The sequence below is a fragment of the Aquicoccus sp. SU-CL01552 genome, from assembly GCF_040365005.1.
GTDB lineage: Bacteria > Pseudomonadota > Alphaproteobacteria > Rhodobacterales > Rhodobacteraceae > Antarcticimicrobium.
On sequence record NZ_BAABWV010000013.1, the window covers coordinates 77,433 to 100,040 of the forward strand.

Genomic DNA, 22,608 nt, shown 5'->3' on the forward strand with positions numbered 1-22,608 from the left:
GTTGCCCCGTCAAAGGGGCCTTCGGCACGCTCCCCATTCACGAGAACATCGAAAGGACAGGCCATGGACGGCACGTTCAATGAAAACGACATCAGCCGCATCATCGAGGCCGACAAGGCCCACGTCTGGCATCACCTGATCCAGCACAAGCAGTTCGAAACCGCAGACCCCCGCATCATCCTCGAGGGCAAGGGCATGCGCGTCTGGGACCAGAACGGCAAGGAATACCTCGATGCCGTTTCCGGCGGCGTCTGGACGGTGAACGTGGGCTATGGCCGCGAAAGCATCGCCAAGGCGGTCTATGACCAGTTGATGAAACTGTGCTACTTCGCCCAGTCGGCGGGCTCGATCCCCGGCTCGCAGTTCTCCGAGAAGCTGATCTCGAAAATGCCGGGGATGAGCCGGGTCTACTACTGCAACGCCGGCTCCGAGGCGAACGAGAAGGCGTTCAAGATGATCCGCCAGATCGCGCACAAGAAATACGGCGGCAAGAAACACAAGATCCTGTACCGCGACCGCGACTATCACGGCGGCACGCTGGCCACCATGTCCGCCGGCGGCCAGGACGAACGGGTGATGCAATACGGGCCGCTGGCGCCGGGCTTCGTGCGGGTGCCGCACTGCATGGAATACCGCCCCCAGTGGGACCTCTCGGGCGAGGAATACGGCCAGCGCGCCGCCGATGCCATCGAAGAGGTGATCCTCGCCGAGGGCCCCGACACCGTCGGCGGGCTCTGCCTTGAACCGGTGACCGCCGGCGGCGGCGTCATCACCCCGCCGCCCGGCTACTGGGAACGGGTGCAGGAGATCTGCAAGAAATACGACGTGCTGCTGCATATCGACGAGGTCGTCTGCGGCATCGGCCGCACCGGCACCTGGTTCGGCTACCAGCACTACGGCATCAAGCCCGACTTCGTGACCATGGCCAAGGGCGTCGCCTCGGGCTACGCCGCGATCGCCTGCTGCGTCACCACCGAAGAGGTGTTCGAGATGTTCAAGGACGATGCGGCGGATCCGATGAACTACTTCCGCGACATCTCCACCTTCGGCGGCTGCACCGCCGGCCCGGCGGCGGCGCTGGAGAACATGCGCATCATCGAGGACGAGAACCTGCTCGACAACTGCACCACCATGGGCGCGCGGATGATGGACAACCTCCAGGCTCTGATGGAAAAGCACAAGGTCGTCGGCGACGTGCGCGGCAAGGGTCTGTTCTGCGGCGCCGAACTGGTCGCGGACCGCAAGACCAAGGAGCCTGTCAGCGAAAAGCAGATGGCCCAGGTCTCGGCCGAATGCGGCGCGCAGGGGGTGATCATCGGCATGTCCAACCGCTCGGTGCCGGGGCTGAACAACGTGCTGTGCTTCTCGCCGGCGCTGATCGCCACCGCCGACGACATCGACCAGATCACCGACACCGTCGACGCCGCCCTGACCAAGGTCTTCGGCTGACAGCAAAAGGCGGAGCGCCCCGAAACGCGCCCCGCCGCTTCTTCTCTTTCCAAGTACTCCGGGGGTGAGGGCCTGCAGGCCCCCTCCCTCCCGTCACCGGCTCACGCCGCCAGCTGGAACAGCACTCCGGCGATCACCGCGCCCAGCACCCCCAGCCCGAGGTACACCGCGAAGACCCGTGGCTTGACCAGCGACCAGACCGCCGCCATTGCCGGGATCGAGCTGACCGCACCGGCGATCATGAAGGCCATCGCCGCCCCCGCGCTCATGCCGCTCTCCATCAGCCCGGCCAGCAGCGGCGGCGCGACATAGGAATTCAGATAGGCCGGCATCCCCACCAGCGCCGCGATCCCGATCGCGCCGATCCCGTCGCCGCCCACGACCTGCGCGATCAGGTCCGCCGGCACGTAATGCACCAGCAACGCCTCCAGCACATAGGCCAGCGCCAGCCATTTCAGCAGGAACAGCCCGTTGCTCACGAACTCCTCGCGGAACCTGACCCGCCGCGCCGCCTCGCCCCAGAACCGCCAGACCGGCTTTTCGTCCAGCTTCGGCCCACCACAGCCACAGCATCCGCCGCTCGGCGCCTGCCGCAGCGGGCTGGCAAAGGCGCCGCCACGCATCAGCGCCTTGACGGCGAAACCGCCGAACAACCCCAGCGCCACCGCCGCCACCGCCTTGCCGACCGCAAAGGGCCAGCCCAACGCAGCGGCGGTGATCAGCAAAGTCGGCGGGTCGATCAGCGGCGAGGACAGCCAGAACGCCATCACCGCCGACAGCGGCGCGCCCAGCGCCAGCAACCCGGCGATGAAGGGGATCACCTCGCAGGAACAGAACGGCGCCAAACCGCCGAACAGCGCGGCCAGGAAAATCATCCGCACCTCGCGCCCCTCGAAAGCGCGGGCCACCATCACCTCGGCACCGGTGGCCTTGAGATATGCCAGCAGCAATACCGCGAACAGGATGTATTGCCCGGTATGGGCCAGCGCCCGTCCGGCGAACACCACCGTATCGCGCAGGTTGGCCGGATCCAACACCGCCACCGCCAGCAGGATCGCCACGATCACCGCCCAAGGGGTCTTCAGCGCCTGTTTCAACGCCCGTCCGGCGCCGCCGGGTTGCACCTGTGTCGTATCAGCCATCGTTCGCCGCCTTTCTCCGTGTCTCGACACAGCATTCATCCAGAATGAACGCCGCCAATTCCCTCAACCGATCGTAACGGGCGCGGTTGATCACCGTGCGCCCGGCCTTTTCCTGCGCCACCAGCCCACCGGCGGCGAGGAATTTCAGATGATGCGCCAGGGTCGAGGGCGCGATGCCGGTGCGTTCCTGGATCTCGCCCACGCTCAACCCCGCCTCGCCGGCGCGCACCAGCGTCTTGAGCACCTTCAGGCGGGAGTCCGACCCCATCGCGGCAAAGCCCTGCGCGGCCTGTTCCAACATCTGTGCCCTCATATAACTACAAACCTAGTTATATCGAATCAAGCAAACCTGTCAACCGACCCCCCTGTCACCCCGGGCCTGATCCGGGGTCTCTCGACCACCCCCGCGATCCCGGATCGAGTCCGGGATGACAAGTCGGGGCCTCCCTCGTCCCCCTGTCACCCCGGGCTTGACCCGGGGTCTCCCTCGCTCCCTGTCACTCCGGGCCTGCCCCCGGGTCGCCCTTCCCCCCGCACGGTTGAGAAATCCCGCCAATCCGGGCACACTCTCTCAACCCAGCGGAAAGACCCGACCGATGCGCGACGATCCGACCGGCCCGGCCAAGACCTTCGCGGCGCTCCGCAGCACGCTGGCGCTCGACGACGCGCTGGCGCGCCTCGACCAAGCGGTCGAGGATCAGGCCCGGCACCTCGCCACGCTGTCTGCGCTCTCCGCCCGGATCGCCGCGCTCGCCACGCCCGATGGTGCCGTGCCGCCGCACCGGCAGGGGCGGCTGAAAACCCTGCGCCTGCGCCATCACGCCACCGAAAAGCTGCTCGACAAGACACATCGAACCCTCGCAGAGGAACGCGCCGCTTACCACGCGGCCCTGACCGGGGGGCGCGATGCGCTTTCCCGACACGCGATGCTGCTGACGGAGTTGCGCAGCGGGTTGGAAACCCGCGCCCGCGAGAACGCCGCGCTCTGCCGCACGCTGCAACGCCAGTTTTTCCGCCAGTGCGCCGCAGCGACCGCCTCCGACGCGCCGGGTTTCGATGTCCCCGACGGCTCCTACGATTACATCTCCATCGGTCTCGCCCGGTTTCTCGACCTGCTGGCCCAGCTTGACGTCCAACTCGCCCATGACCCGGCCTATGCCTGCGATGGTGCGCGCTACCGCCCGGTCTCGTTCCTCGAGATCGGCTGTGGCCCCGGTCACAACCTCGAGCTTGCCCGCACCGCCGAAATCTGCCGTTTCAGCGCCTGCACCGGCTTCGACATCAACCCGCAGGCCATCAAGATCGGCCGCGCCGCCTTTGACCTGGGCGATGCGGTGACGGCGGCCGACGCGCTGGAGTATGACTATGGCGCCCCGGACGTGATCTATTCCTTTCGCCCCTTCTCCAACCCCGAGTTCCAGGGTCGGCTGGAAACGCTGATCGCGCAAACCATGCGGCCGGGCGCCTATCTGATCGCGCCGGCGTCGCTGAACCTCGAAGGCTATCCCGCGCTGACCCCGGCCGGAGGCTCCGGCGATATCTGGCGCAAGCGCGGGGCTGAGGGTTGAGGGCCGAGGCCTGAGAGACCGGCAGCCCCCCGGGAGGGCAGAAAAACCGACCCCGATTAACCCTTTACGCCGCCCCCCGGCGCGGCGATCTGCCATTTCGTACGAAACCGCGCCGAAATTCCCCAAATCCCCCTTCCGGCCCCGTATGCGCCCGGTGAAACCGTACAAAACAGGCCGGAAACACCCCGAAATGCGCGATCCGGCCACCGATATCAGGCCGAGTCGCGCAGGGATTTCGCCCGGTTAACGCGCCGCCCGTCAGTCCAGCCGTTTCGCGCCATACGGCCAGTTTACAGCGCCGATATATCCAGCCTATCCTGTCGCCATGCCCATTGCCGTCGACACCTTCTTTCTGAACCCCGAGGCCTCCGGCACGCTTCAGGCGCAGGTGCAGCAGATGATCGCCGAGGGCATCCTCTCGGGCCGGTTCCACGCCGGCGAGAAACTGCCCTCCTCGCGCAAGCTGGCCGCGCATCTGGGCATCAGCCGCATCACAGTGACCATCGCCTATACCGAACTGGTGGCGAACGATTATCTCACCTCGCGCGGGCGTTCGGGATATTACGTGTCCGACAACGCGCCGGTGCCGCCAACCTATTCGCCGCGGCCGCGCGCCGCCGACACGGTGGACTGGACCCGCGCCATCGCCCAAAGCTTTACCGGCGGCGACACCCCCCGCAAACCCGTCGACTGGCGCGACTTCCGTTACCCGTTCATCTACGGCCAGGCCGACCCCACGCTTTTCGACCACGCCAATTGGCGGCAATGCGCCCTGCGCGCCCTTGGACAGAAAGATTTCGCTGCATTAACAGACGACTACTATGATCGCGACGATCCGCTTCTGGTCGAGTATATCGCCCGCCACACCCTGCCGCGCCGGGGGATTTCCGCCCGCCCGGAAGAGATCCTGATCACTCTCGGGGCGCAAAACGCGCTGTGGATCGCCGCGCGCGTGCTGCTCAACCGGCGCCGCCGCGCGGTGATCGAGGACCCCTGCTACCACGCCCAGCGCGACCTGCTCTCGCATGCGGGCTGCCGGCTGACCCCGGTGCGCGTCGACGCCGACGGGCTGCCGCCCGACGCGATCCCGCCGGACACCGACGTGATCTTCACCACCCCCAGCCACCAGTGCCCGACCACCGCCACCATGCCGCTGGAGCGTCGCCGCGCCCTGCTGGCGCGCGCCCGCGAGCTCGACGCGTTGGTGGTCGAGGACGACTATGAATTCGAGATGGCCTTTCTCGCCGCGCCCTCGCCGGCGCTCAAGTCGCTGGATGAGGATGGCCGCGTGATCTATGTCGGCAGCTTCTCCAAGTCGCTGTTTCCCGGCCTTCGACTGGGCTACATAGTCGGCTCCGAACCCTTCATTCGCGAGGCCCGCGCGCTGCGCGCCACCATGCTGCGCCACCCGCCCGGCCACATGCAGCGCACCGCCGCCTATTTCCTGTCGCTGGGCCATTACGACAGCCAGATCCGCCGCATGGGCGCCGCGCTGCATGATCGGCGACAGACGATGGAGGCGGCGATTGCCGCGCATGGGCTGACCATCGCAGGGCGTGGCGTCTATGGCGGCTCGTCGCTGTGGATGAAGGGACCGCAGGGCAGCGACAGCGCGCGGCTGGCCGCGCGGCTGCAGGCCGACAGCGTATTCATCGAGCCGGGCGCCCCCTTTTTCGCCGGCCCGGACCGACCGACGCGGTTCTTTCGCCTCGGCTATTCCTCGATCCCGCCGGCACGGATCGGTCCGGGCATCGCCCGCATCGCATCGGCCCTGGAAAACCTGCCCTTGGAACCGGATCAGCAGACCTGACCCAAGTGGTCCTATCCCGTCCCCCGGATTGGCCCTAACGGATGGCACCGCAACCGCCTAAGAAAATTGCAATAACGCCAGATTTCAAAACGGCCCTGGGGAGAGTTCGACCATGAAAATGACCACCGAAGAAGCCTTCGTGAAAGTGTTGCAGCGCCATGGCATCCGCGATGCCTTCGGCATCATCGGCTCGGCCTTCATGCCGATATCCGACCTGTTTCCCAAGGCCGGCATCACCTTCTGGGACTGCGCGCACGAGGGCTCCGGCGGCATGATGGCCGACGGCTATACCCGCGCCAGCGGCAAGATGAGCATGATGATCGCCCAGAACGGCCCCGGCATCACCAATTTCGTCACCGCCGTGAAAACCGCCTACTGGAACCATACGCCGCTGCTGCTGGTCACCCCGCAGGCCGCCAACAAGACACTGGGCCAGGGCGGCTTCCAAGAGGTCGAACAGATGGCCGCCTTCAAGGACATGGTCGCCTATCAGGAAGAGGTCCGAGACCCCTCCCGCGTGGCCGAGGTGCTGAACCGGGTCATCATCCAGGCCCGGCGCGCCAGTGCGCCGGCGCAGATCAACGTACCCCGCGACTACTGGACTCAGGTGATCGACATCGACCTGCCCGAGATCGTCGAGTTCGAACGCCCCTCCGGCGGCGCAGAGGCCATTGAAAAAGCGGCGGAATTGCTGTCGGGCGCCAAGTTCCCGGTGATCCTGAACGGGGCCGGCGTGGTGCTGGGCGGGGCGATCCCGGAGACCATCGCACTGGCCGAGCGGCTGGATGCGCCGGTCTGTGTCGGCTATCAGCACAACGATGCCTTCCCCGGCTCGCACCCCCTGTTCGCGGGGCCGCTTGGCTATAACGGGTCCAAGGCCGGGATGGAGTTGATCTCCAAGGCCGACGTGGTGCTCTGCCTCGGCACCCGGCTCAACCCGTTCTCGACCCTGCCGGGCTATGGCATCGATTACTGGCCGCAAAACGCCAAGATCATCCAGGTCGATATCAACCCTGATCGCATCGGTCTGACCAAGACCGTGAGCGTGGGCATCGTCGGCGATTCCAAAAAGGTGGCGCTTGCGCTCCTCGACAAGCTGTCCGGCACCGCCGGCGACGAGGGGCGGGACGCGCGCAAGGCGCTGATCGCGCAGACCAAGTCGGCCTGGGCACAGCAACTGGCCAGCATGGACCACGAGGACGACGATCCCGGCACCACCTGGAACCAGCGCGCCCGCGACGACAAGCCCGACTGGATGAGCCCCCGCATGGCCTGGCGCGCGATCCAGAGCGCGCTGCCGCGTGAGGCGATCATCAGTTCCGACATCGGCAACAACTGTGCCATCGGCAACGCCTATCCCAGCTTCGAGGCAGGGCGGAAATACCTCGCCCCCGGCCTGTTCGGCCCCTGTGGCTATGGCCTGCCGTCGATCGTCGGCGCCAAGATCGGTTGCCCCGACGTCCCGGTGGTGGGCTTTTCCGGCGATGGCGCCTTTGGCATCGCGGTGACCGAGCTGACCGCCATCGGGCGCGGCGAATGGCCCGCGATCACGCAGGTCGTGTTCCGCAACTACCAGTGGGGGGCGGAAAAGCGGAACTCCACGCTGTGGTATGACGACAATTTCGTCGGCACCGAGCTGGATACCCAGGTCTCCTATGCCGGCATCGCCAAGGCCTGCGGGCTGCAAGGGGTCGTCGCGCGCACCATGGAGGAGCTGTCGGCGGCCTTGAGCCAGGCCATCACCGACCAGATGGAACACGGCAAGACCACGCTGATCGAGGCCCTGATCAATCAGGAACTCGGTGAGCCGTTCCGCCGCGACGCAATGAAGAAACCGGTGGCGGTGGCGGGCATCGACGCCGCCGACATGCGGCCGCAGAAGGTCTGATCCAAGAGGGGGCGTTGACCGCAAATTCCTTCGCAGGACCTTGCCCGGAACTGTCGAAAGTTTCGTCCCCTCAGGCCAGCGCCAGCGTCACCACGGTTGCGGCCACGATATCATCCACCGTCGCCCCCCGGCTCAGGTCGCAGACGGGGCGGCGGAACCCCTGCAGAATCGGGCCCAGCGCCTGCGCGCCCGCCAGTTCCTGCGCCAGCTTGTAGGCAATATTGCCCGCGTCCAGATCGGGGAAGACGAGAACATTGGCATCGCCCTGCCCCAGCCCCTTGGCCTCGGCCACCCTCGGATTGAGCGCCGCGTCGCCCTGCAGCGGCCCGGTGAACCCGGTGGCCTCGGCCGCCGCGCGCACCTTGTCGACGCTGGCGCCACTGCCGCTGCTTCCGGTCGAGAAGGACAGCAGCGCCACCCGCGCCGACCCCAGCAGGGCGTGCCCCGTCGCCTCCGAAGCGCGCGCGATATCGGCCAGTTGCGCCGCGTCCGGGTCCACGTTCAGCCCGCAATCGGCAAAGATCAACTCGCGCCCGTCCGGGAACCGCATCAGGAAGAACGACGAGGCGGTCTGCCCCCCCTCGGCCGGGCCGATGGCGATAGAGGCGGCCTCGATCACCTTCTTGGTCGGCGCCACCACGCCGGCGACCATGGCGTCGACCTCGCCCGCTGCGACCATGGCGGCGGCGCGGATCAGCGGCCGGCTCAACATGCGCCGCGCCAGCGCCTCTTTCAGCCCGCGCGCCGCGACCAGCGCGGCGAGTTGCGCCTCGGTAATCTCGGAAAGCGCCACCGGTTCGGCCAGCCCCTCGTCGCGCAACCGCGCGGCGGCCGCGTCGATGCGCGGATCCTCCCCCAATTCGGGGAACACCACCCGGGCCCGCCGCGTGCGGGCCGCCTCGAACGCCTTTTCCAGTGCCGACATATCAACCTCCCTGCCCACCCGAAGGAGCCAGTCATGAGTGAGAACGTCAAGATCAACCGGGGCCTCAAGGGCGTCTATTTCGAGCGCTGCGGCGTCAGCGACATCGACGGCGCCAAGGGCGAGTTGAGCTATCGTGGCTATTCGATCCACGATCTGGCGACGCGATCCACCTTCGAAGAGGTCTGCTACCTGCTGATATTCGGCGAGTTGCCGACGGCGGCGGACCTGTCGGCCTTCGACGCCCGGCTGAAATCCGCGCGGCAATTGCCCGAGGCCATCCATGAGATCATCGCCGCCTGCAAGGACGGTCACCCGATGGACGTGCTGCGCACCGCCGTTTCGGCGCTGGCGGCGCTGGAGCCCGCCAGCCAGGTGGTGGGCGAAACGGCTTTTGTCGAGAACGGCATTCGCCTCATCAGCCAGGTGCCGATGATCGTCGCGGCGCATGAGGCGATCCGCAACGGGCGCGATCCGGTCTCGCCCGACCCCACGCTTGGCCATGCCGCCAACTGGCTGTGGATGCTCAAGGGCGAGAAACCGTCGCAGGATGCCGCGCGACTGGCCGACGTGGATTTCATCCTGCATGCCGAGCATGGCGCCAACGCCTCGAGCTTTGCCGCGCGCGTCACCGTGGGAACCGAGGCGAACCTGCACGGCGGCATCGTCACCGCGCTTTCCACCCTGGCCGGGCCGGCCCATGGCGGCGCCGCCGAGGACGTGATGAAGATGGTACAGGAGATCGGAACCCCCGAGAACGCCGCCGCCTACGTCAAGACCAAGCGCGCGGCGAAAGAGGCGGTGACGGGCTTTGGTCACCGGGTCTATCGCAAGGAGGATCCGCGCGCGCGTCACATGCGCGAGGGGGTGCGCAAGCTGGGCGAAGAGATGGGCGCGCCCGAGTGGTACGAGATCCTGCAGGCGGTGGTCGAGGCCATGCAACCCTATGCGCGCCACGGGCTGAACGTGAACGTCGATTTCTATTCCGGCGTGATCTACCAGTTGCACGGCATCCCGATGGACCTCTATGTGCCGATCTTCGCGATCGGGCGGATGCCGGGCTGGATCATCCAGTGCATCGAACAGCAGCGGCGCAACATCCTGATCCGGCCGCTGACCTTGTACGACGGACCCGCGCCGCGCCCATACGTGGCGTTGGACGACCGGTGACAGGGCGCGAAACGGGGCGTTTCGGCGACGAAACAAAATATTCGCATTATTTTCAAGGTTATCCTAACCTGCCCCGAAACGACTGGGAGGAGAGCGGATGGTCCATCGCCAGCCGGTTCTAGACACCTCGCCCGAGGTGTCCGACGAGGTGCGCCAGACCACCTGTTACATGTGCGCCTGCCGTTGCGGCATAAACGTGCACATGAAGGCCGGCGCCGACGGCGAAAAGCAGGTCGCCTATATCGAGGGCAACCGCGACCATCCGGTGAACAAGGGCGTGCTCTGCGCCAAGGGCTCCGCCGGGATCATGCAGGTCAACGCCCCGTCGCGCCTGCGCGCGCCGCTGAAGCGGGTCGGTCCGCGCGGCTCCGGCGACTTCGAGGAAATTTCCTGGGACGAGGCGCTGGAGATCGCGACCGGCTGGCTGAAACCGCTGCGCGAGGAAGCACCGGAAAAGCTGGCCTTTTTCACCGGGCGCGATCAATCACAAAGCTTCACCGGCTGGTGGGCACAGCAGTTCGGCACCCCGAATTATGCCGCCCATGGCGGGTTCTGCTCGGTCAACATGGCCACCGCCGGCATCTATACCATGGGCGGGTCGTTCTGGGAGTTCGGCCAGCCCGACTGGGACCAGACCAAGCTGCTCCTGCTGTTCGGCGTGGCCGAGGATCACGACTCCAACCCGATCAAGATGGGGCTGGGCAAGATCAAGGCGCGCGGGGCACGGGTAATCGGGGTGAACCCGGTACGCACCGGCTACAACGCGGTGGCCGATGACTGGGTCGGCATCACGCCGGGCACCGACGGGTTGTTCATCCTGTCGCTGGTTCATGAGTTGATGAAGGCGGGCAAGATCGACCTGGATTACCTGGCGCGCTACACCAACGCCCCCTGCCTGGTGGCCGAGGCGCCAGGGACGGCGCAGCACGGGCTGCTCCTGCGTGACGAGGACGGCAAGGCGCTGGTGATCGACCGGGCCAGCGGCAAGCTCACCCCGTTCGACCGCCCCGGCGTGCGCCCCGACCTCACCGCCAGCCATGACCGCGACGGCGTGACCTATCGCCCGGTCCTGCACCTGATGGCCGACCGCTACCTGTCGCAGGAATATGCCCCCGAAACCGTGGCCGAGCGTTGCGGCATCCCGGCGAAACGGATCCGCGCGGTGGCGGCCGAGATCGCCCGCGTCGCCTTTGACGAGGCCATCGAGTTGGACCGCGAATGGACCGATTTCCGGGGCGAGACGCACAAGACCATGGTGGGCCGCCCGGTCAGTTTCCACGCCATGCGCGGCATCTCGGCCCATGCCAACGGGTTCCAGACCTGCCGCGCGCTGCACGTGTTGCAGATCCTGCTGGGCACGGTCGAGGTGCCGGGCGGGTTCCGCTTCAAACCGCCCTATCCGAAACCCTCGGAGATCCACCCCAAGCCGCATTGCTGCGTGACCCCCGGCGCACCGCTGGACGGGCCGCACCTGGGGTTCGTGCACGGGCCCGAGGACCTCGCGCTGAAGGAGGACGGCAGCCCGGCCCGCATCGACAAGGCGTTCACCTGGGAAAACCCGATGTCGGCGCACGGGTTGATGCACATGGTGATTTCCAACGCGCACGCGGGCGATCCCTACAAGATCGACACGCTGTTCATGTACATGGCGAACATGGCGTGGAACTCCTCGATGAACACCAAGGGTGTGATGGAGATGCTGACCGACACCGACGAGAGCGGCGCCTATGTCATCCCGCGCATCATCTATTCGGATGCCTACAGCTCGGAAATGGTGGCCTATGCCGACCTGGTGCTGCCCGACACCACCTACCTGGAACGGCACGACTGCATCAGCCTGCTTGACCGCCCGATCTGCGAGGCGGATGCCATGGCCGACGCGATCCGCTGGCCGGTGGTGGAACCCGACCGCGACGTGAGGGGGTTTCAATCGGTGCTGATCGACCTCGGGGCCCGGCTGGGGCTGCCGGGGTTCATCGATGAGGCCGGAAAGGCGGTCTACGCCGATTACGCCGACTACATCGTCAAACATGAGCGCAAGCCCGGCATCGGCCCGCTGGCCGGCTGGCGCGGCGACGGGACCGAGGTCGGGCGCGGCGCGCCGAACCCGGAGCAAATGCAACGCTATATCGACAACGGCGGGTTTTTCGAGACCCATATCCCCGAGGCAGCGGCCTATTACAAACCCTGGAACGCCGCCTATCAGGACTGGGCGGTCAGCATGGGCCTGTTCGACAGCGCGCAGCCCTACCTGTTCCAGCTTTATGTCGAGCCGCTGCGGCACTTCCAATTGGCGGCCGAGGGGCATGGCGATCGCCAGCCGCCCGACCATCTGCGCGACCGGATCAAATCCACCATGGACCCGCTGCCGATCTGGTACGAGACCGATCAACAGGGCAACGACGGCTATACCGTCAACGCGCTGACCCAGCGGCCGATGGCGATGTACCACAGCTGGGGCAGCCAGAACGCCTGGCTGCGGCAGTTGCACGGGCATAACCCGCTGTACATGCCGACACGGCTGATGCGCGAGCATGGGCTGCGCGATGGCGACTGGGCGCTGGTCTCCTCGCCGCATGGAGAGATCACGGTGCCGGTGATGGAGATGGCCGCGCTGAACGACAACACGGTCTGGACCTGGAACGCCATCGGCAAGCGCAAGGGTGCCTGGGCGCTGGAAGAGGATGCGCCCGAGGCGACGCGCGGCTTCCTGCTGAACCACCTGATCCACGAGTTGCTGCCGCCCAAGGGAGACGGGCTGCGCTGGGCCAATTCGGACCCGATCACCGGACAGGCGGCCTGGTTCGACCTGAAGGTCCGTATCGAGAAGGTGGCGCCCCCGGCCGAGAGCCGGCCGAGTTTCCCCCCGATCAAATCGCCGGTCGGCACCGGGCCGAAGGGTCTGCGCTGGAAGGTGGGCAAATGACCGAACTGCCGGACAAGACCGACCGCAAGATGGGGCTGGTGATCGACCTGGATACCTGCGTCGGCTGCCATGCCTGCGTGATCTCCTGCAAGGGTTGGAACACCGAGAATTACGGCGCGCCGCTGTCGGACCAGTCGCCCTATGGCGCCGACCCTTCCGGCACCTTCCTCAACCGCGTGCACTCCTACGAGGTGCAGCCGCAGGACGGGTTGGCGCAGCTGGTGCATTTCCCCAAGTCCTGCCTGCATTGCGAGGACGCCCCCTGCGTCACCGTCTGCCCCACCGGGGCCAGCTACAAGCGGCGCGAGGACGGCATCGTCCTGGTCAACGAGAGCGATTGCATCGGCTGCGGGCTTTGCGCCTGGGCCTGCCCCTATGGCGCGCGCGAGTTGGACGCGGCCGAGGGGGTGATGAAGAAATGCACGCTGTGCGTCGACCGCATCTATAACGAGAACCTGCCGGAGGAGGACCGCCTGCCCGCCTGCGTACGCACCTGCCCGGCGGGCGCGCGGCATTTCGGCGACCTGGGCGACCCGGACAGCGCGGTCAGCCAGTTGGTGGCCGAGCGGGGCGGCTTCGACCTGATGCCCGAACAGGGCACGCGACCCGTCAACAAGTACCTGCCGCCGCGCCCGAAGGACCGGATCGCGGCAGCGCCGCAGGCGCTGGAGCCGGTGGTCGAAAAGGCCACGGGCTTCCTCGGCTGGCTCGATCGCGCGCTCGACCGGCTGCCGGGCGGAGGAGACTGACATGCATCCCGCCCGATCCGTCATCCTGTTCACCACGCTCTCCGGTCTCGGCTTTGGCCTGCTGGCCTGGCTCGGGATGGGCCTGCCGGCGGTCACAGGCTGGTCCACCCTTGTCTTTTTCGCCCTCGCCTACCTGCTGGCGGCGGGAGGGCTGATCGCCTCGACTTTTCACCTCGGGCGGCCCGAACGCGGGCTGAAGGCGTTTTCCCAATGGCGCACCAGTTGGCTGAGCCGCGAGGCCTGGTGTTCGGTCGCGACACTGCTGGTGATGGCCCTTTACGGCGCCGGGTTGGTGTTTCTCGAGAGCCGCTGGTCGGTTCTGGGCTGGGTCGGCGCCGTGCTGAGCCTGCTCACCGTCTTCACAACCTCGATGATCTACACCCAGCTCAGGTCGGTGCCGCGCTGGCACATGGCGCTGACACCGGCGCTGTTTCTCGGCCTGGCGCTGGCCGGCGGCGGGCTGCTGGCCGGGCAGGTGCGTTTCGCGCTGCCGTTGTTGCTGCTGGCCGGGGGGATCCAGATCGCCCATTGGCTGCGCGGCGACGGGGCGCTGGGGCGCTCGGGCACAACGATGGCCAGCGCGACCGGCCTCACCGGCGGCCCGGTACGCGCCTTCGAGCCGCCGCACACCGGGCCCAACTACCTGCTGCACGAGATGGTTCATGTGGTCGGGCGCAAGCACGCGACCCGGCTTCGGGTGATCGCGATTCTGCTGATGGTGCTGGTCCCGGCGGGATGCCTGGCGCTGCCGTTCTCGCACAGCCTCGCCGCGCTGGCCGTACTGAGCCACCTGCTGGGTGTTCTGGCCGCGCGCTGGCTGTTCTTCGCCGAGGCCGAGCATGTGGTGGGGCTGTACTACGGCAAGCGCTGAGCCGGTCGCGACGAGGGGGCGCTGCCCCCGTCGCCTGCGGCACCTTCCCGGAATACTGTCAGCCAGAAACAGGCGCGGTCAGAGCAGCCCGGCGTGTTTCATCGCCGCGTCAATCACAGCCTTGGTGCTGTCTTCCAGACCGGTCAGCGGCGAGCGGACCTCTTCGCTGCACAGGCCCAGTTTGGACATCGCGTATTTGGCGCCGACAAGCCCCGGCTCGATGAAGATCGCCTGGTGCAGCGGCATCAGCTTGTCCTGGTATTCCAGCGCCAGCTTGTAGTCGCCGGCCAGCGTCGCCGCCTGGAACTGGGCACAGAGCTGCGGCGCCACGTTGGCGGTGACCGAGATGCAGCCAACCCCGCCATGGGCGTTGAAGCCCAGCGCGGTGGCGTCCTCGCCCGACAGCTGAGTGAACTCCGGCCCGCAGGTGATGCGCTGCTGGCTGACGCGCGCCAGATCGCCGGTGGCGTCCTTGACGCCGACGATGCGGGGCAGCTTGGCGAGTTCGCCCATGGTGGCCGGCGTCATGTCGACCACCGAGCGGCCGGGGATGTTGTAGATGATGATCGGGATCTCGGCGCAGTCATGCGCGGCGGTGAAATGGGCGATCATCCCGCGCTGGGTCGGCTTGTTGTAATAGGGGGTCACCACCAGCGCCGCATCGGCCCCGATGCGCGCAGCAAACTCGACGAAGCGAATCGTCTCGACGGTGTTGTTCGACCCGGCACCGGCAATCACCGGCACCCGACCGGCGGCGGCCTTGACCACCTCGGCGATCACGGTTTCATGCTCTTCGTGGGTGAGCGTGGGGCTCTCGCCGGTGGTGCCCACGGGAACCAGCCCGGTGGAACCCTCGGCAATATGCCATTCGACCAGGCGTTTGAGCGTATCCAGGTCCAGCTCGCCGTTGCGGAACGGGGTGACGAGGGCCGGCATCGAGCCTGTGAACATGGGTTTGCTCCCTAACAAGTGCGTATCGCGGGCGACCCCCTGCCGAACCGGGGCATCTGCCACGATTGTGTGTTGATCCGGGCGGGCCACGGATTATCGTGACAGGCTGTAGCCATGGTTGCGGGCGAAATGCAAGTGATGTCACGAATTCCAGCCGTTGTACTGTCCGTTCTCCTGCTGGTCCTGCCATTGCGGGCCACTGCCGGACCGGTCGAGGACCTGTCCCGCGGGCTCGCGGCGATGCGCGACGGCGATTGGGACCGCGCGCTCGCGGTCTCGGGCGCGCGCGGATCGGTGTCGCGCGACGTGGTGGTCTGGCACTGGCTGCGCGCGGGCAAGGGCACGGCGGGCGACGTGATGGTGTTCCTGGCACGGCGGCCGGACTGGCCTGGGCTGGCCTGGCTGCGCCGCAAGAGCGAGCCGGCCTTCTCGAACGAGGCCACCGACCGGGTGCTTAAATTCTTTGCCGAGCAACCGCCGCAGACCGCCGAGGGCGCACTGATCCATGCCACTGCGCTGGAGCAGAACGGCCAGCCCGGCGATGCGCAGGCCGGGCTGGTGCTGGCCTGGCGCAGCATGCCGATGGGCAAGGGGCTGATGGATCTCTACCTGTCGCGCCACGGCAAGCTGTTGCGTCCGCATCATGCCGCCCGGCTCGACCGGATGATCTGGGACGGCCACCTGACCAGCGCGCGGGCGATGCTGCCGCTGGTGGGCGACAGCGACCGGGCGCTGGCCGAGGCGCGGATCGCGCTTCTTGATCTCGCGCCGGGGGTGGACGGGCTGATCGCGCGAGTGCCGGAGGCGCTGCGCGACGATCCCGGCCTTGCCCATGCGCGATTCGTCTGGCGCCACCGCAAGGGCCGCGACGATGACGCGATCACGCTGATGCTGGCCCACAGCGACAGCGCCGCCGACCTGAGCGAGCCGCAACACTGGGCCAGCCGCCGCCGTTCGCTGGCGCGTGAAACGATGCGCGACGGCGATGCGGCGCTGGCCTATCGCATCGCCGCCAGCCACCAGCTGACGCCTGAGGCCGGCTATGCCTATGCCGACCTGGAATGGATCGCAGGCTATGTCGCGCTAACGAAACTGGGCGATCCGGCCACCGCCCTGCGCCACTTCCAGCGCTTCGACGCCGCCGTGGCGACGCCGATCTCCAAGGCGCGCGGCGGCTATTGGCTGGGCCGCGCGCAAGAGGCCCTGGGCGATGCCGATGCCGCCCATGCCGCCTATGCGATGGGGGCCGAGTACCAGACCGCGTTCTATGGCCTGCTGGCCGCCGAGCGGATCGGCCGCCCGTTTGATCCCGACCTCGCCGATCCGCCGCCGCCGCCGCCGTGGCGCACCGCGCCGTTCCTGCGCTCCAGCGTGGCCGAGGCCGGGCTCATGCTGCTCAAGGCGGACGAACCAGTGCTGGCCGAGCGGTTCCTGACCCATCTGGTCGAATCGCGCGACGAAACGCAGGCCTTGCAGATGGGCGCGATGGCGGTGGACATGGGGCGCCCGCACCTGGCGGTGATGATCGCCAAGCGCGCGGCGCAGCAGGGCCTTGTGCTGAACGGGGCCTATTACCCGCTGCACGAGGTGTCCGAACTGGATCTGCCGATGGCCAAGGAGATGACGCTCGCCATCGCCCGCCGCGAAAGCGAGTTCGATCATCGCGTGGTCAGCGGCGCCGGTGCGCGTGGGCTGATGCAGGTGATGCCCTCGACCGCGCGGCTGGTGGCCGGTCAGTTGGGCATCCTTGGCGGGCACAGCACCGACCGGCTGCTCTCGGACCCGGATTACAACGCCAAGCTGGGGGCAAATTACCTCGCCGGGCTGGCGGGCACCTTCGACGGCAACGTGGTGATGATGGCGGCGGGCTACAACGCCGGCCCGCGCCGACCGCAGCAATGGATCGAGCGGTTCGGTGATCCACGCGCGGGCGCGGTGGATATCGTCGACTGGATCGAGCACATCCCGTTCAACGAGACCCGCAACTATGTCATGCGGGTGACCGAAAGCCTGCCGATCTACCGCGCGCGGCTGGGCAAGCCGCCGCTGCCGATCCCGTTCTCGCGCGAGCTGGCCGGCTCAACCCTTCGCGCGTTCGCGCCATAGGGTGAACAGCCCGGCGGCCACGATCAGCCCGGCGCCGATGATCACGTTGTCGCGCAGCACCTCGCCAAACACCACAAGCCCCAGGATCGACGCCCAGATCAGGTGGAAATAGGCAAAGGGCTGTACCGCGCCGGCCTCGGCCACCTCGTAGCATTTGATCAGCAACCAGTGGCCCGATGCACCGGTCACGCAGAGCACCGCCATCCAGGCCCAGTCGGGGCCGGTCATCGGCTCCCAGAACCAGATGCCGATGGCGGTCATCATCACCGCCCCCGCCGTGCCGGTGTAGAAAAAGCTGGTCTCGGTCCGGTCCTGCCGCGCCACATAGCGGGTGAGCAAGCCGTAGAGCGCGAACATCAGCGCCGAAATCAGCGGGATCACCGCCACGGGATCGAACACGCCCATGCCCGGTTGCAGGATGATCAGCACGCCGACCAGGCCGACGCCGATCGCCGCCCAGCGCCGCCAGCCCACCTGTTCGCCCAGCACCGGCCCGGAGAGCGCCGCGACCAGCAGCGGATAGCAGATGAACACCGCCTGGCTCTGGATCAGGCCCAGCAGGGTAAAGCCGTAGATCGCGACACAGACCTCGCCCGCCAGCAGCAGCCCGCGAAAGATCTGCAACAGCGGCTGCCGGGTTCTTGCCGCCCGGCCCAGACCGCCCGGCGCCCGCGCGGCCAGCGCGATCACGAAGGCGGCAAAGAACCAATAGCGGATCATCACCACCATCCAGGTGTTGTAGGTGCCCGCCAGGTGGCGCGAGATACCGTCCTGCAAGGCAAAGACGATGGTCGACGCGAGCATCAGGGTGATGCCCAATGGCACGTTGTTGCTTTGTGGCTCGGTCATTGCGGCATCCTCGCGCGGGTCATGTGACGCTTGCGGCCATAGCCGGGGATGCGTTCGACGGAAAACCCCGCCGCCTCCAGCCCCCGCCGCACGAAACCGGCGGCGGTATAGGTGGCCGCGCTGCCGCCCGGCGCGGTGTGGCGCGCGACCTCGGTCATCAGCTCCGGTGCCCATAACTCGGGATTCTTGGCCGGCGCGAACCCGTCGAGGAACCAGGCGTCGGCCTGCCCCGGCCAGTCCGGCAGGGTTTCGCGCGCATCGCCCTGGATCATCTCGAACTGCAAGGTATCGAGCGTGCAGGTACCCGTGCCCGCCCAGATCGCGAGGAACCGCTCGGCCCAGGGCCCGAGCGCAGGAAACGCCTTGAGCGCCCGGGCCATGTCGGCAGGCTCCATCGGATAGGCCTCGAACGAGGAAAACCGCAGCGGGCCACCCTGCCCCGCCTGCTCCCACGCGGCCCAGGCGGCCAGCAGGTTCAGCCCGGTACCGAACCCCAGCTCGGCGATGTGAAACCCGGGGGCAAACCGGGCCGGCAGGTCACTGCCCGCGAGGAACACGTGCCCGGTTTCCTCCAGCCCGTTCTGGAGCGAGAAATAGGGATCGTCGAACCGCGAAGAGACCGGTACGCCCTCTTCGCGCCAAGTGAGGTCAGCCCGCTGGTCGGCCATCGTCATTTTCCGTACAAGGTGGTGAACGGCGCGACATTGGAGAAAGGCGGCGGCAATGGCAATGGTGGACGTGACGGTGCGCGGGGCGGGGATTTTCGGCCTCTCGATCGCCTGGATCTGCGCCCGGCGCGGCGCCCGGGTGCAGGTGATCGACCCCTTCGGCCCCGGCGCGGGGGCAAGTGGAGGGCTGGTCGGCGCGCTGGCCCCGCATGTGCCGGAAAACTGGAACGCCAAGAAAGCCTTTCAGTTCGAAAGCCTGATCCTTGCCGAATCCTTCTGGGCCGGGGTCGAGGAAACCGGTGGCATCTCGCCAGGCTATGGCCGCACCGGCCGGCTACAGCCGATCGCCGACGACCGCGCGCTGGACCTGGCCCGCGCGCGAGAGACGACGGCGGCCGAACTGTGGCAGGGCAAAGCGCGCTGGCAGGTACGGCCCCGGCTCGACCTCGGGCCCTGGGCCCCGCCCAGCGCCACCGGCCATGTCATCCACGACACGCTCAGCGCCCGGATGCACCCGCGCCGGGCCTGCGCCGCGCTGGCCGCCGCGCTGGCCACGCGCGGAGTCGAGATCACCCCCGAGGGGGTGGACCGGGGCACGGTGATCCACGCCACCGGCGTGGCGGGGTTGGAGGAACTCACCGCGCATTTCGGAAAGGTTGTCGGCAACGCGGTCAAGGGACAGGGCGCACTGTTGCGCTTTGACGCCGGCCCCGAGGCGCCGCAGATCTTTGCCGACGCGGTCCATATCGTGCCCCATGCGGATGGCACGCTCGCCATCGGCTCGACCAGCGAGCGGGAGTTCGACGACGCCAAGAGCACCGACGCCCAGCTTGACGCGGTGATCGAACGCGCGGTGGCGGCGATGCCGGTGCTGCACGGGGCCACGGTGATCGAACGTTGGGCCGGGCTGCGGCCACGGGCGAAATCGCGGGCGCCGATACTGGGCGCACATCCGCTTTACCCGGGCCAGTACATCGCCAACGGCGGCTTCAAGATCGGCTTTGGCATGGCGCCCAAGGTGGCCGAGGTAATGGCCGATCTGGTGCTGGAGGGGCGCGATGCAATCCCGGAGGATTTCCGCCCCGAGGCCTCACTCTGACCCGGCGGTGACGGCCTGTTAAACCGTCACCGGACAGCCGTGCGCCCGAGTTCGGCGCGCAGCTTGTCCATCAGCGCCTGCAGCGTCTTGTTGTACTGCGCGCTGATCAACCGGCCCTCGGCGTCGAACTGGTTGCGGCAATCGGCCAGGTGCAGTTCCGGCCCCGACAGCAGGCACGGTTGGAACGGCACCATGAAACCGCGCAGGACCATCTGCGCCCGCTCGCCCCCCGCGCGCCCTGCCGCCGCCGACATCACCGCCACCGGCTTGTCGGCCCAGGGTTTTCCGCTGGTGCGGCTGACCCAGTCGAGCGCGTTCTTCAGCACACCCGAGGGGCCCTTGTTGTATTCCGGGGTCGAGATCACCACCGCATCGGCCTGAGCGATCTGGTCCGCCAGCCGTTGCACCGGCGCAGGAATGCCCTCGCCCTCTTCGACATCGCCGTCATAGAGCGGCAAGGCGAGGTCGGCCTCGGCAAAGGCCGCCGGGCCGAACAGGCGCGCTGCCTCGCGGATCAGCAGTCGGTTGGCGGAGGCCCGGCGAAGCGAGCCGGACAGGCCCAGAAGGACAGGATCGGACATTGAGGACACCTCTGGCTTGCGGTTTTTCCGAAACCTAGACCAGCCCGGCCAGAGGTGCCAGCCGCCCCCTTACCCGGTGGGGATCATCACGATTTCCACCCGCCGGTTGCGCGCCTTGCCCTCTGCGGTCAGGTTCGAGGCGATCGGCTCTTCCTCGCCCCGGCCGATGGTGACGATGCGCGAATAGGAGACACCCCCGGCCTGCAGGATATCGGCCACCGCGTTGGCGCGACGCTTGGACAGCCCGATGTTATAGGCAGCCTCGCCGTCGCTGTCGGTATGGCCGACGACCTGCACCGTCATGTCGGGATAGCGGTTGAGATGCGCCGCTACCCGGCTCACGTCGGCGCGCAGGCCCGGACGGACCTCGAAACTGTCGGTGGCGAAGGTGATGTCATTGGGCAGCGACACGATCAGCCGGTCGCCCGTGTTCGTGATGGTGATGCCATCGCTGGACAGTTGCTCGCGCAGCTCGGCCTCCTGCTGGTCCAGGCTGTCGCCGATGGTCCCCCCGACGATTGCGCCCAGCGCACCCCCGGCCAAGGCCGCCGCCCCCTTGTTCGAGGAGCCGGAGACCGCACCGATACCGGCGCCCAGCATCCCGCCGAGTATCGCGCCCTGCTTGGCCTTCTGATGCGGATCATCGGTGCCGATCCGGGCCGGATCGGTACAGGCGCCAAGCAGAAAGACGGTGCTGATCGCGGTGACAGTGGAAACTTTCAAAAACTTCATCGGGTTGCCTCATGCTCTCGTTCTGCGCGCGCTGGCCGTATGCGTCTCGGCGCGATTTGAGTGTGGCATAGTATATCGGGACAGGATCGCCGTCACTCAAGCGCGAAACCGCTAGATTCGGCGGATTGCCGCGCACCCGCCCGCGCGCGCCGATCAGGAGGCGGCCTGCTCCAGCCCCCCGTCGAGCCGCGCCGCCTCATAGGCCAGCAACGCGCGTTTCACCGGCAGCCCCCAGTGATAGCCGCCCAGCCCGCCGGATTTGCGCAACGCCCGGTGACAGGGGATCAGCCAACTGATCGGGTTGCGCCCCACGGCGGTGCCCACTGCGCGCACGGCGCGCGGATTGCCCACCGCGCCGGCGATCTCGGAATAGGTGGTCACATGGCCCGAGGGGATGCGCAGCAGCGCCTCCCAGACCTTGATCTGGAACGGCGCGCCGATCAGGTACAGCGGCGTCGGCTCCGACGCCGCGCCCCCGGCCGCAAAGGCGGCCAGCACCCAGGGCCGCAACCGCACCGGGTCCTCGACGAAGCGGGCCTTGGGCCAGCGCCCCACCAGATCCTGCATCGCGGCCTCTTCTCCGGTCTCGGCGGCAAAACCGATGCCGCAGATCCCCTTGTCGGTGCCCATCACCAGCGCCGGGCCGAACGGGCTTTCGAACCAGCCCCAGAAGATGGTCAGCCCGGCGCCCCCCCGGGCAAACTCGCCCGGGCGCATCGCCTCCCAGCGCAGGAACAGGTCGTGCAACCGCCCGCCCCCCGAAAGCCCCGCCGCATGGGCCGCCTCCAGCGTGGTGAACCGCTCGCGCAGCAGCGCCTTGGCGTGGCCCAGTGTCAGGTATTGCTGATAGCGCTTGGGCGAGACCCCGACCCAGGCCGAGAACAGCCGCTGGAAATGCGCCGGGCTCATGTTCATCCGGGACGCCAGGTCCTCGAGCGTGAGGGGCTCCTGCGCGGCGTCGATCAGGTCGATGGCGCGGCGCATGACGTTGTAATGATAGCTTCCCTCACGGGTCTCGATATTCATCCCGGCTCTCCCATCTTGACGTGGGAACCATACCCCGGCCCCCCCGCCGGCGCGACCCGAAAGCTGCGCAATGCCCGCCGGTGGGCGCGATCCCCGCGCGC

General features: G+C 67.6%; 19 protein-coding genes. 10 read left to right on the forward strand and 9 right to left on the reverse strand.

The window, feature by feature from the left end; translation table 11 throughout:
- Positions 1–63 precede the first annotated feature (63 nt).
- On the forward strand, positions 64–1,449 hold the full coding sequence (locus ABWV23_RS15095; protein ID WP_353349196.1) for an aminotransferase family protein: 1,386 nt from the start codon (positions 64–66) through the stop codon (positions 1,447–1,449).
- 101 nt (positions 1,450–1,550) lie between these two features.
- Here ABWV23_RS15095 and ABWV23_RS15100 read toward each other — a convergent pair whose 3' ends face one another.
- Together ABWV23_RS15100 and ABWV23_RS15105 are read right to left on the reverse strand one after the other, a co-directional pair.
- Positions 1,551–2,591, reverse strand: coding sequence for a permease (locus ABWV23_RS15100; RefSeq protein WP_353349198.1), 1,041 nt, complete (start codon positions 2,589–2,591; stop codon positions 1,551–1,553).
- The gene (locus ABWV23_RS15105; RefSeq protein ID WP_353349200.1) at positions 2,584–2,892 is read right to left on the reverse strand and encodes an ArsR/SmtB family transcription factor; all 309 of its coding nucleotides are present in this window, start codon (positions 2,890–2,892) and stop codon (positions 2,584–2,586) included. The genes ABWV23_RS15100 and ABWV23_RS15105 overlap by 8 nt, the downstream gene beginning before the upstream one ends.
- A gap of 295 nt (positions 2,893–3,187) precedes the next feature.
- On the opposite strand from ABWV23_RS15105, the gene ABWV23_RS15110 reads away from it, so the two are divergent.
- The 3 genes from ABWV23_RS15110 to xsc all read left to right on the forward strand — a co-directional run bounded on the left by ABWV23_RS15110 (position 3,188) and on the right by xsc (position 7,857).
- Positions 3,188–4,159 carry a methyltransferase domain-containing protein gene (locus ABWV23_RS15110; RefSeq protein ID WP_353349202.1) on the forward strand — a complete coding sequence of 324 codons (972 nt, stop codon included), beginning with the start codon at positions 3,188–3,190 and terminating at the stop codon, positions 4,157–4,159.
- Between the two features lie 325 nt (positions 4,160–4,484).
- Positions 4,485–5,969: a MocR-like pyridoxine biosynthesis transcription factor PdxR gene (gene pdxR / locus ABWV23_RS15115; protein WP_353349204.1), complete on the forward strand. Its 1,485-nt coding sequence runs from the start codon at positions 4,485–4,487 to the stop codon at positions 5,967–5,969.
- A gap of 112 nt (positions 5,970–6,081) precedes the next feature.
- The gene (gene xsc, locus ABWV23_RS15120) at positions 6,082–7,857 is read left to right on the forward strand and encodes a sulfoacetaldehyde acetyltransferase (protein WP_353349206.1); all 1,776 of its coding nucleotides are present in this window, start codon (positions 6,082–6,084) and stop codon (positions 7,855–7,857) included.
- 70 nt (positions 7,858–7,927) lie between these two features.
- Here the strand turns inward: xsc and ABWV23_RS15125 are convergent, their stop codons facing one another.
- The gene (locus ABWV23_RS15125) at positions 7,928–8,782 is read right to left on the reverse strand and encodes a phosphate acyltransferase (protein WP_353349208.1); all 855 of its coding nucleotides are present in this window, start codon (positions 8,780–8,782) and stop codon (positions 7,928–7,930) included.
- Positions 8,783–8,815: 33 nt separating this feature from the next.
- On the opposite strand from ABWV23_RS15125, the gene ABWV23_RS15130 reads away from it, so the two are divergent.
- From ABWV23_RS15130 to ABWV23_RS15145, 4 genes are all read left to right on the forward strand, one after another.
- Positions 8,816–9,949, forward strand: a complete 1,134-nt coding sequence (locus tag ABWV23_RS15130) for a citrate/2-methylcitrate synthase (protein ID WP_353349210.1) — start codon at positions 8,816–8,818, stop codon at positions 9,947–9,949.
- 97 nt (positions 9,950–10,046) lie between these two features.
- A complete protein-coding gene (locus tag ABWV23_RS15135; protein ID WP_353349213.1) occupies positions 10,047–12,875 on the forward strand; it encodes a molybdopterin oxidoreductase family protein in 2,829 nt (942 codons plus the stop codon).
- A complete protein-coding gene (locus tag ABWV23_RS15140; protein WP_353349215.1) occupies positions 12,872–13,624 on the forward strand; it encodes a 4Fe-4S dicluster domain-containing protein in 753 nt (250 codons plus the stop codon). The genes ABWV23_RS15135 and ABWV23_RS15140 overlap by 4 nt, the downstream gene beginning before the upstream one ends.
- A gap of 1 nt (position 13,625) precedes the next feature.
- Positions 13,626–14,495: a dimethyl sulfoxide reductase anchor subunit family protein gene (locus ABWV23_RS15145; protein ID WP_353349217.1), complete on the forward strand. Its 870-nt coding sequence runs from the start codon at positions 13,626–13,628 to the stop codon at positions 14,493–14,495.
- A 78-nt stretch (positions 14,496–14,573) separates the two neighbouring features.
- On the opposite strand, the gene dapA is transcribed toward ABWV23_RS15145, so the two are convergent.
- The gene (dapA, locus tag ABWV23_RS15150) at positions 14,574–15,446 is read right to left on the reverse strand and encodes a 4-hydroxy-tetrahydrodipicolinate synthase (protein WP_353349219.1); all 873 of its coding nucleotides are present in this window, start codon (positions 15,444–15,446) and stop codon (positions 14,574–14,576) included.
- A gap of 138 nt (positions 15,447–15,584) precedes the next feature.
- On the opposite strand from dapA, the gene ABWV23_RS15155 reads away from it, so the two are divergent.
- Positions 15,585–17,552: a lytic transglycosylase domain-containing protein gene (locus tag ABWV23_RS15155; protein ID WP_353349221.1), complete on the forward strand. Its 1,968-nt coding sequence runs from the start codon at positions 15,585–15,587 to the stop codon at positions 17,550–17,552.
- On the opposite strand, the gene ABWV23_RS15160 is transcribed toward ABWV23_RS15155, so the two are convergent.
- Both ABWV23_RS15160 and mnmC2 read right to left on the reverse strand, forming a co-directional pair.
- Entirely contained in the window at positions 17,526–18,401 is an 876-nt protein-coding gene (locus tag ABWV23_RS15160) for a DMT family transporter (protein WP_353349223.1), read from the reverse strand. The genes ABWV23_RS15155 and ABWV23_RS15160 overlap by 27 nt on opposite strands.
- Positions 18,398–19,069, reverse strand: a complete 672-nt coding sequence (gene mnmC2, locus ABWV23_RS15165; protein WP_353349225.1) for a tRNA (5-methylaminomethyl-2-thiouridine)(34)-methyltransferase MnmC2 — start codon at positions 19,067–19,069, stop codon at positions 18,398–18,400. The genes ABWV23_RS15160 and mnmC2 overlap by 4 nt, the downstream gene beginning before the upstream one ends.
- A gap of 55 nt (positions 19,070–19,124) precedes the next feature.
- On the opposite strand from mnmC2, the gene ABWV23_RS15170 reads away from it, so the two are divergent.
- Entirely contained in the window at positions 19,125–20,168 is a 1,044-nt protein-coding gene (locus ABWV23_RS15170; RefSeq protein WP_353349227.1) for an NAD(P)/FAD-dependent oxidoreductase, read from the forward strand.
- A 26-nt stretch (positions 20,169–20,194) separates the two neighbouring features.
- Here the strand turns inward: ABWV23_RS15170 and ABWV23_RS15175 are convergent, their stop codons facing one another.
- The 3 genes from ABWV23_RS15175 to ABWV23_RS15185 form a co-directional block, all read right to left on the reverse strand.
- On the reverse strand, positions 20,195–20,749 hold the full coding sequence (locus ABWV23_RS15175) for an NADPH-dependent FMN reductase (protein ID WP_353349229.1): 555 nt from the start codon (positions 20,747–20,749) through the stop codon (positions 20,195–20,197).
- A 69-nt stretch (positions 20,750–20,818) separates the two neighbouring features.
- Positions 20,819–21,481, reverse strand: a complete 663-nt coding sequence (locus ABWV23_RS15180; protein ID WP_353349232.1) for a YiaD family glycine zipper/OmpA-like lipoprotein — start codon at positions 21,479–21,481, stop codon at positions 20,819–20,821.
- 153 nt (positions 21,482–21,634) lie between these two features.
- On the reverse strand, positions 21,635–22,507 hold the full coding sequence (locus ABWV23_RS15185; protein WP_353349234.1) for a methylated-DNA--[protein]-cysteine S-methyltransferase: 873 nt from the start codon (positions 22,505–22,507) through the stop codon (positions 21,635–21,637).
- Positions 22,508–22,608 lie beyond the last annotated feature (101 nt).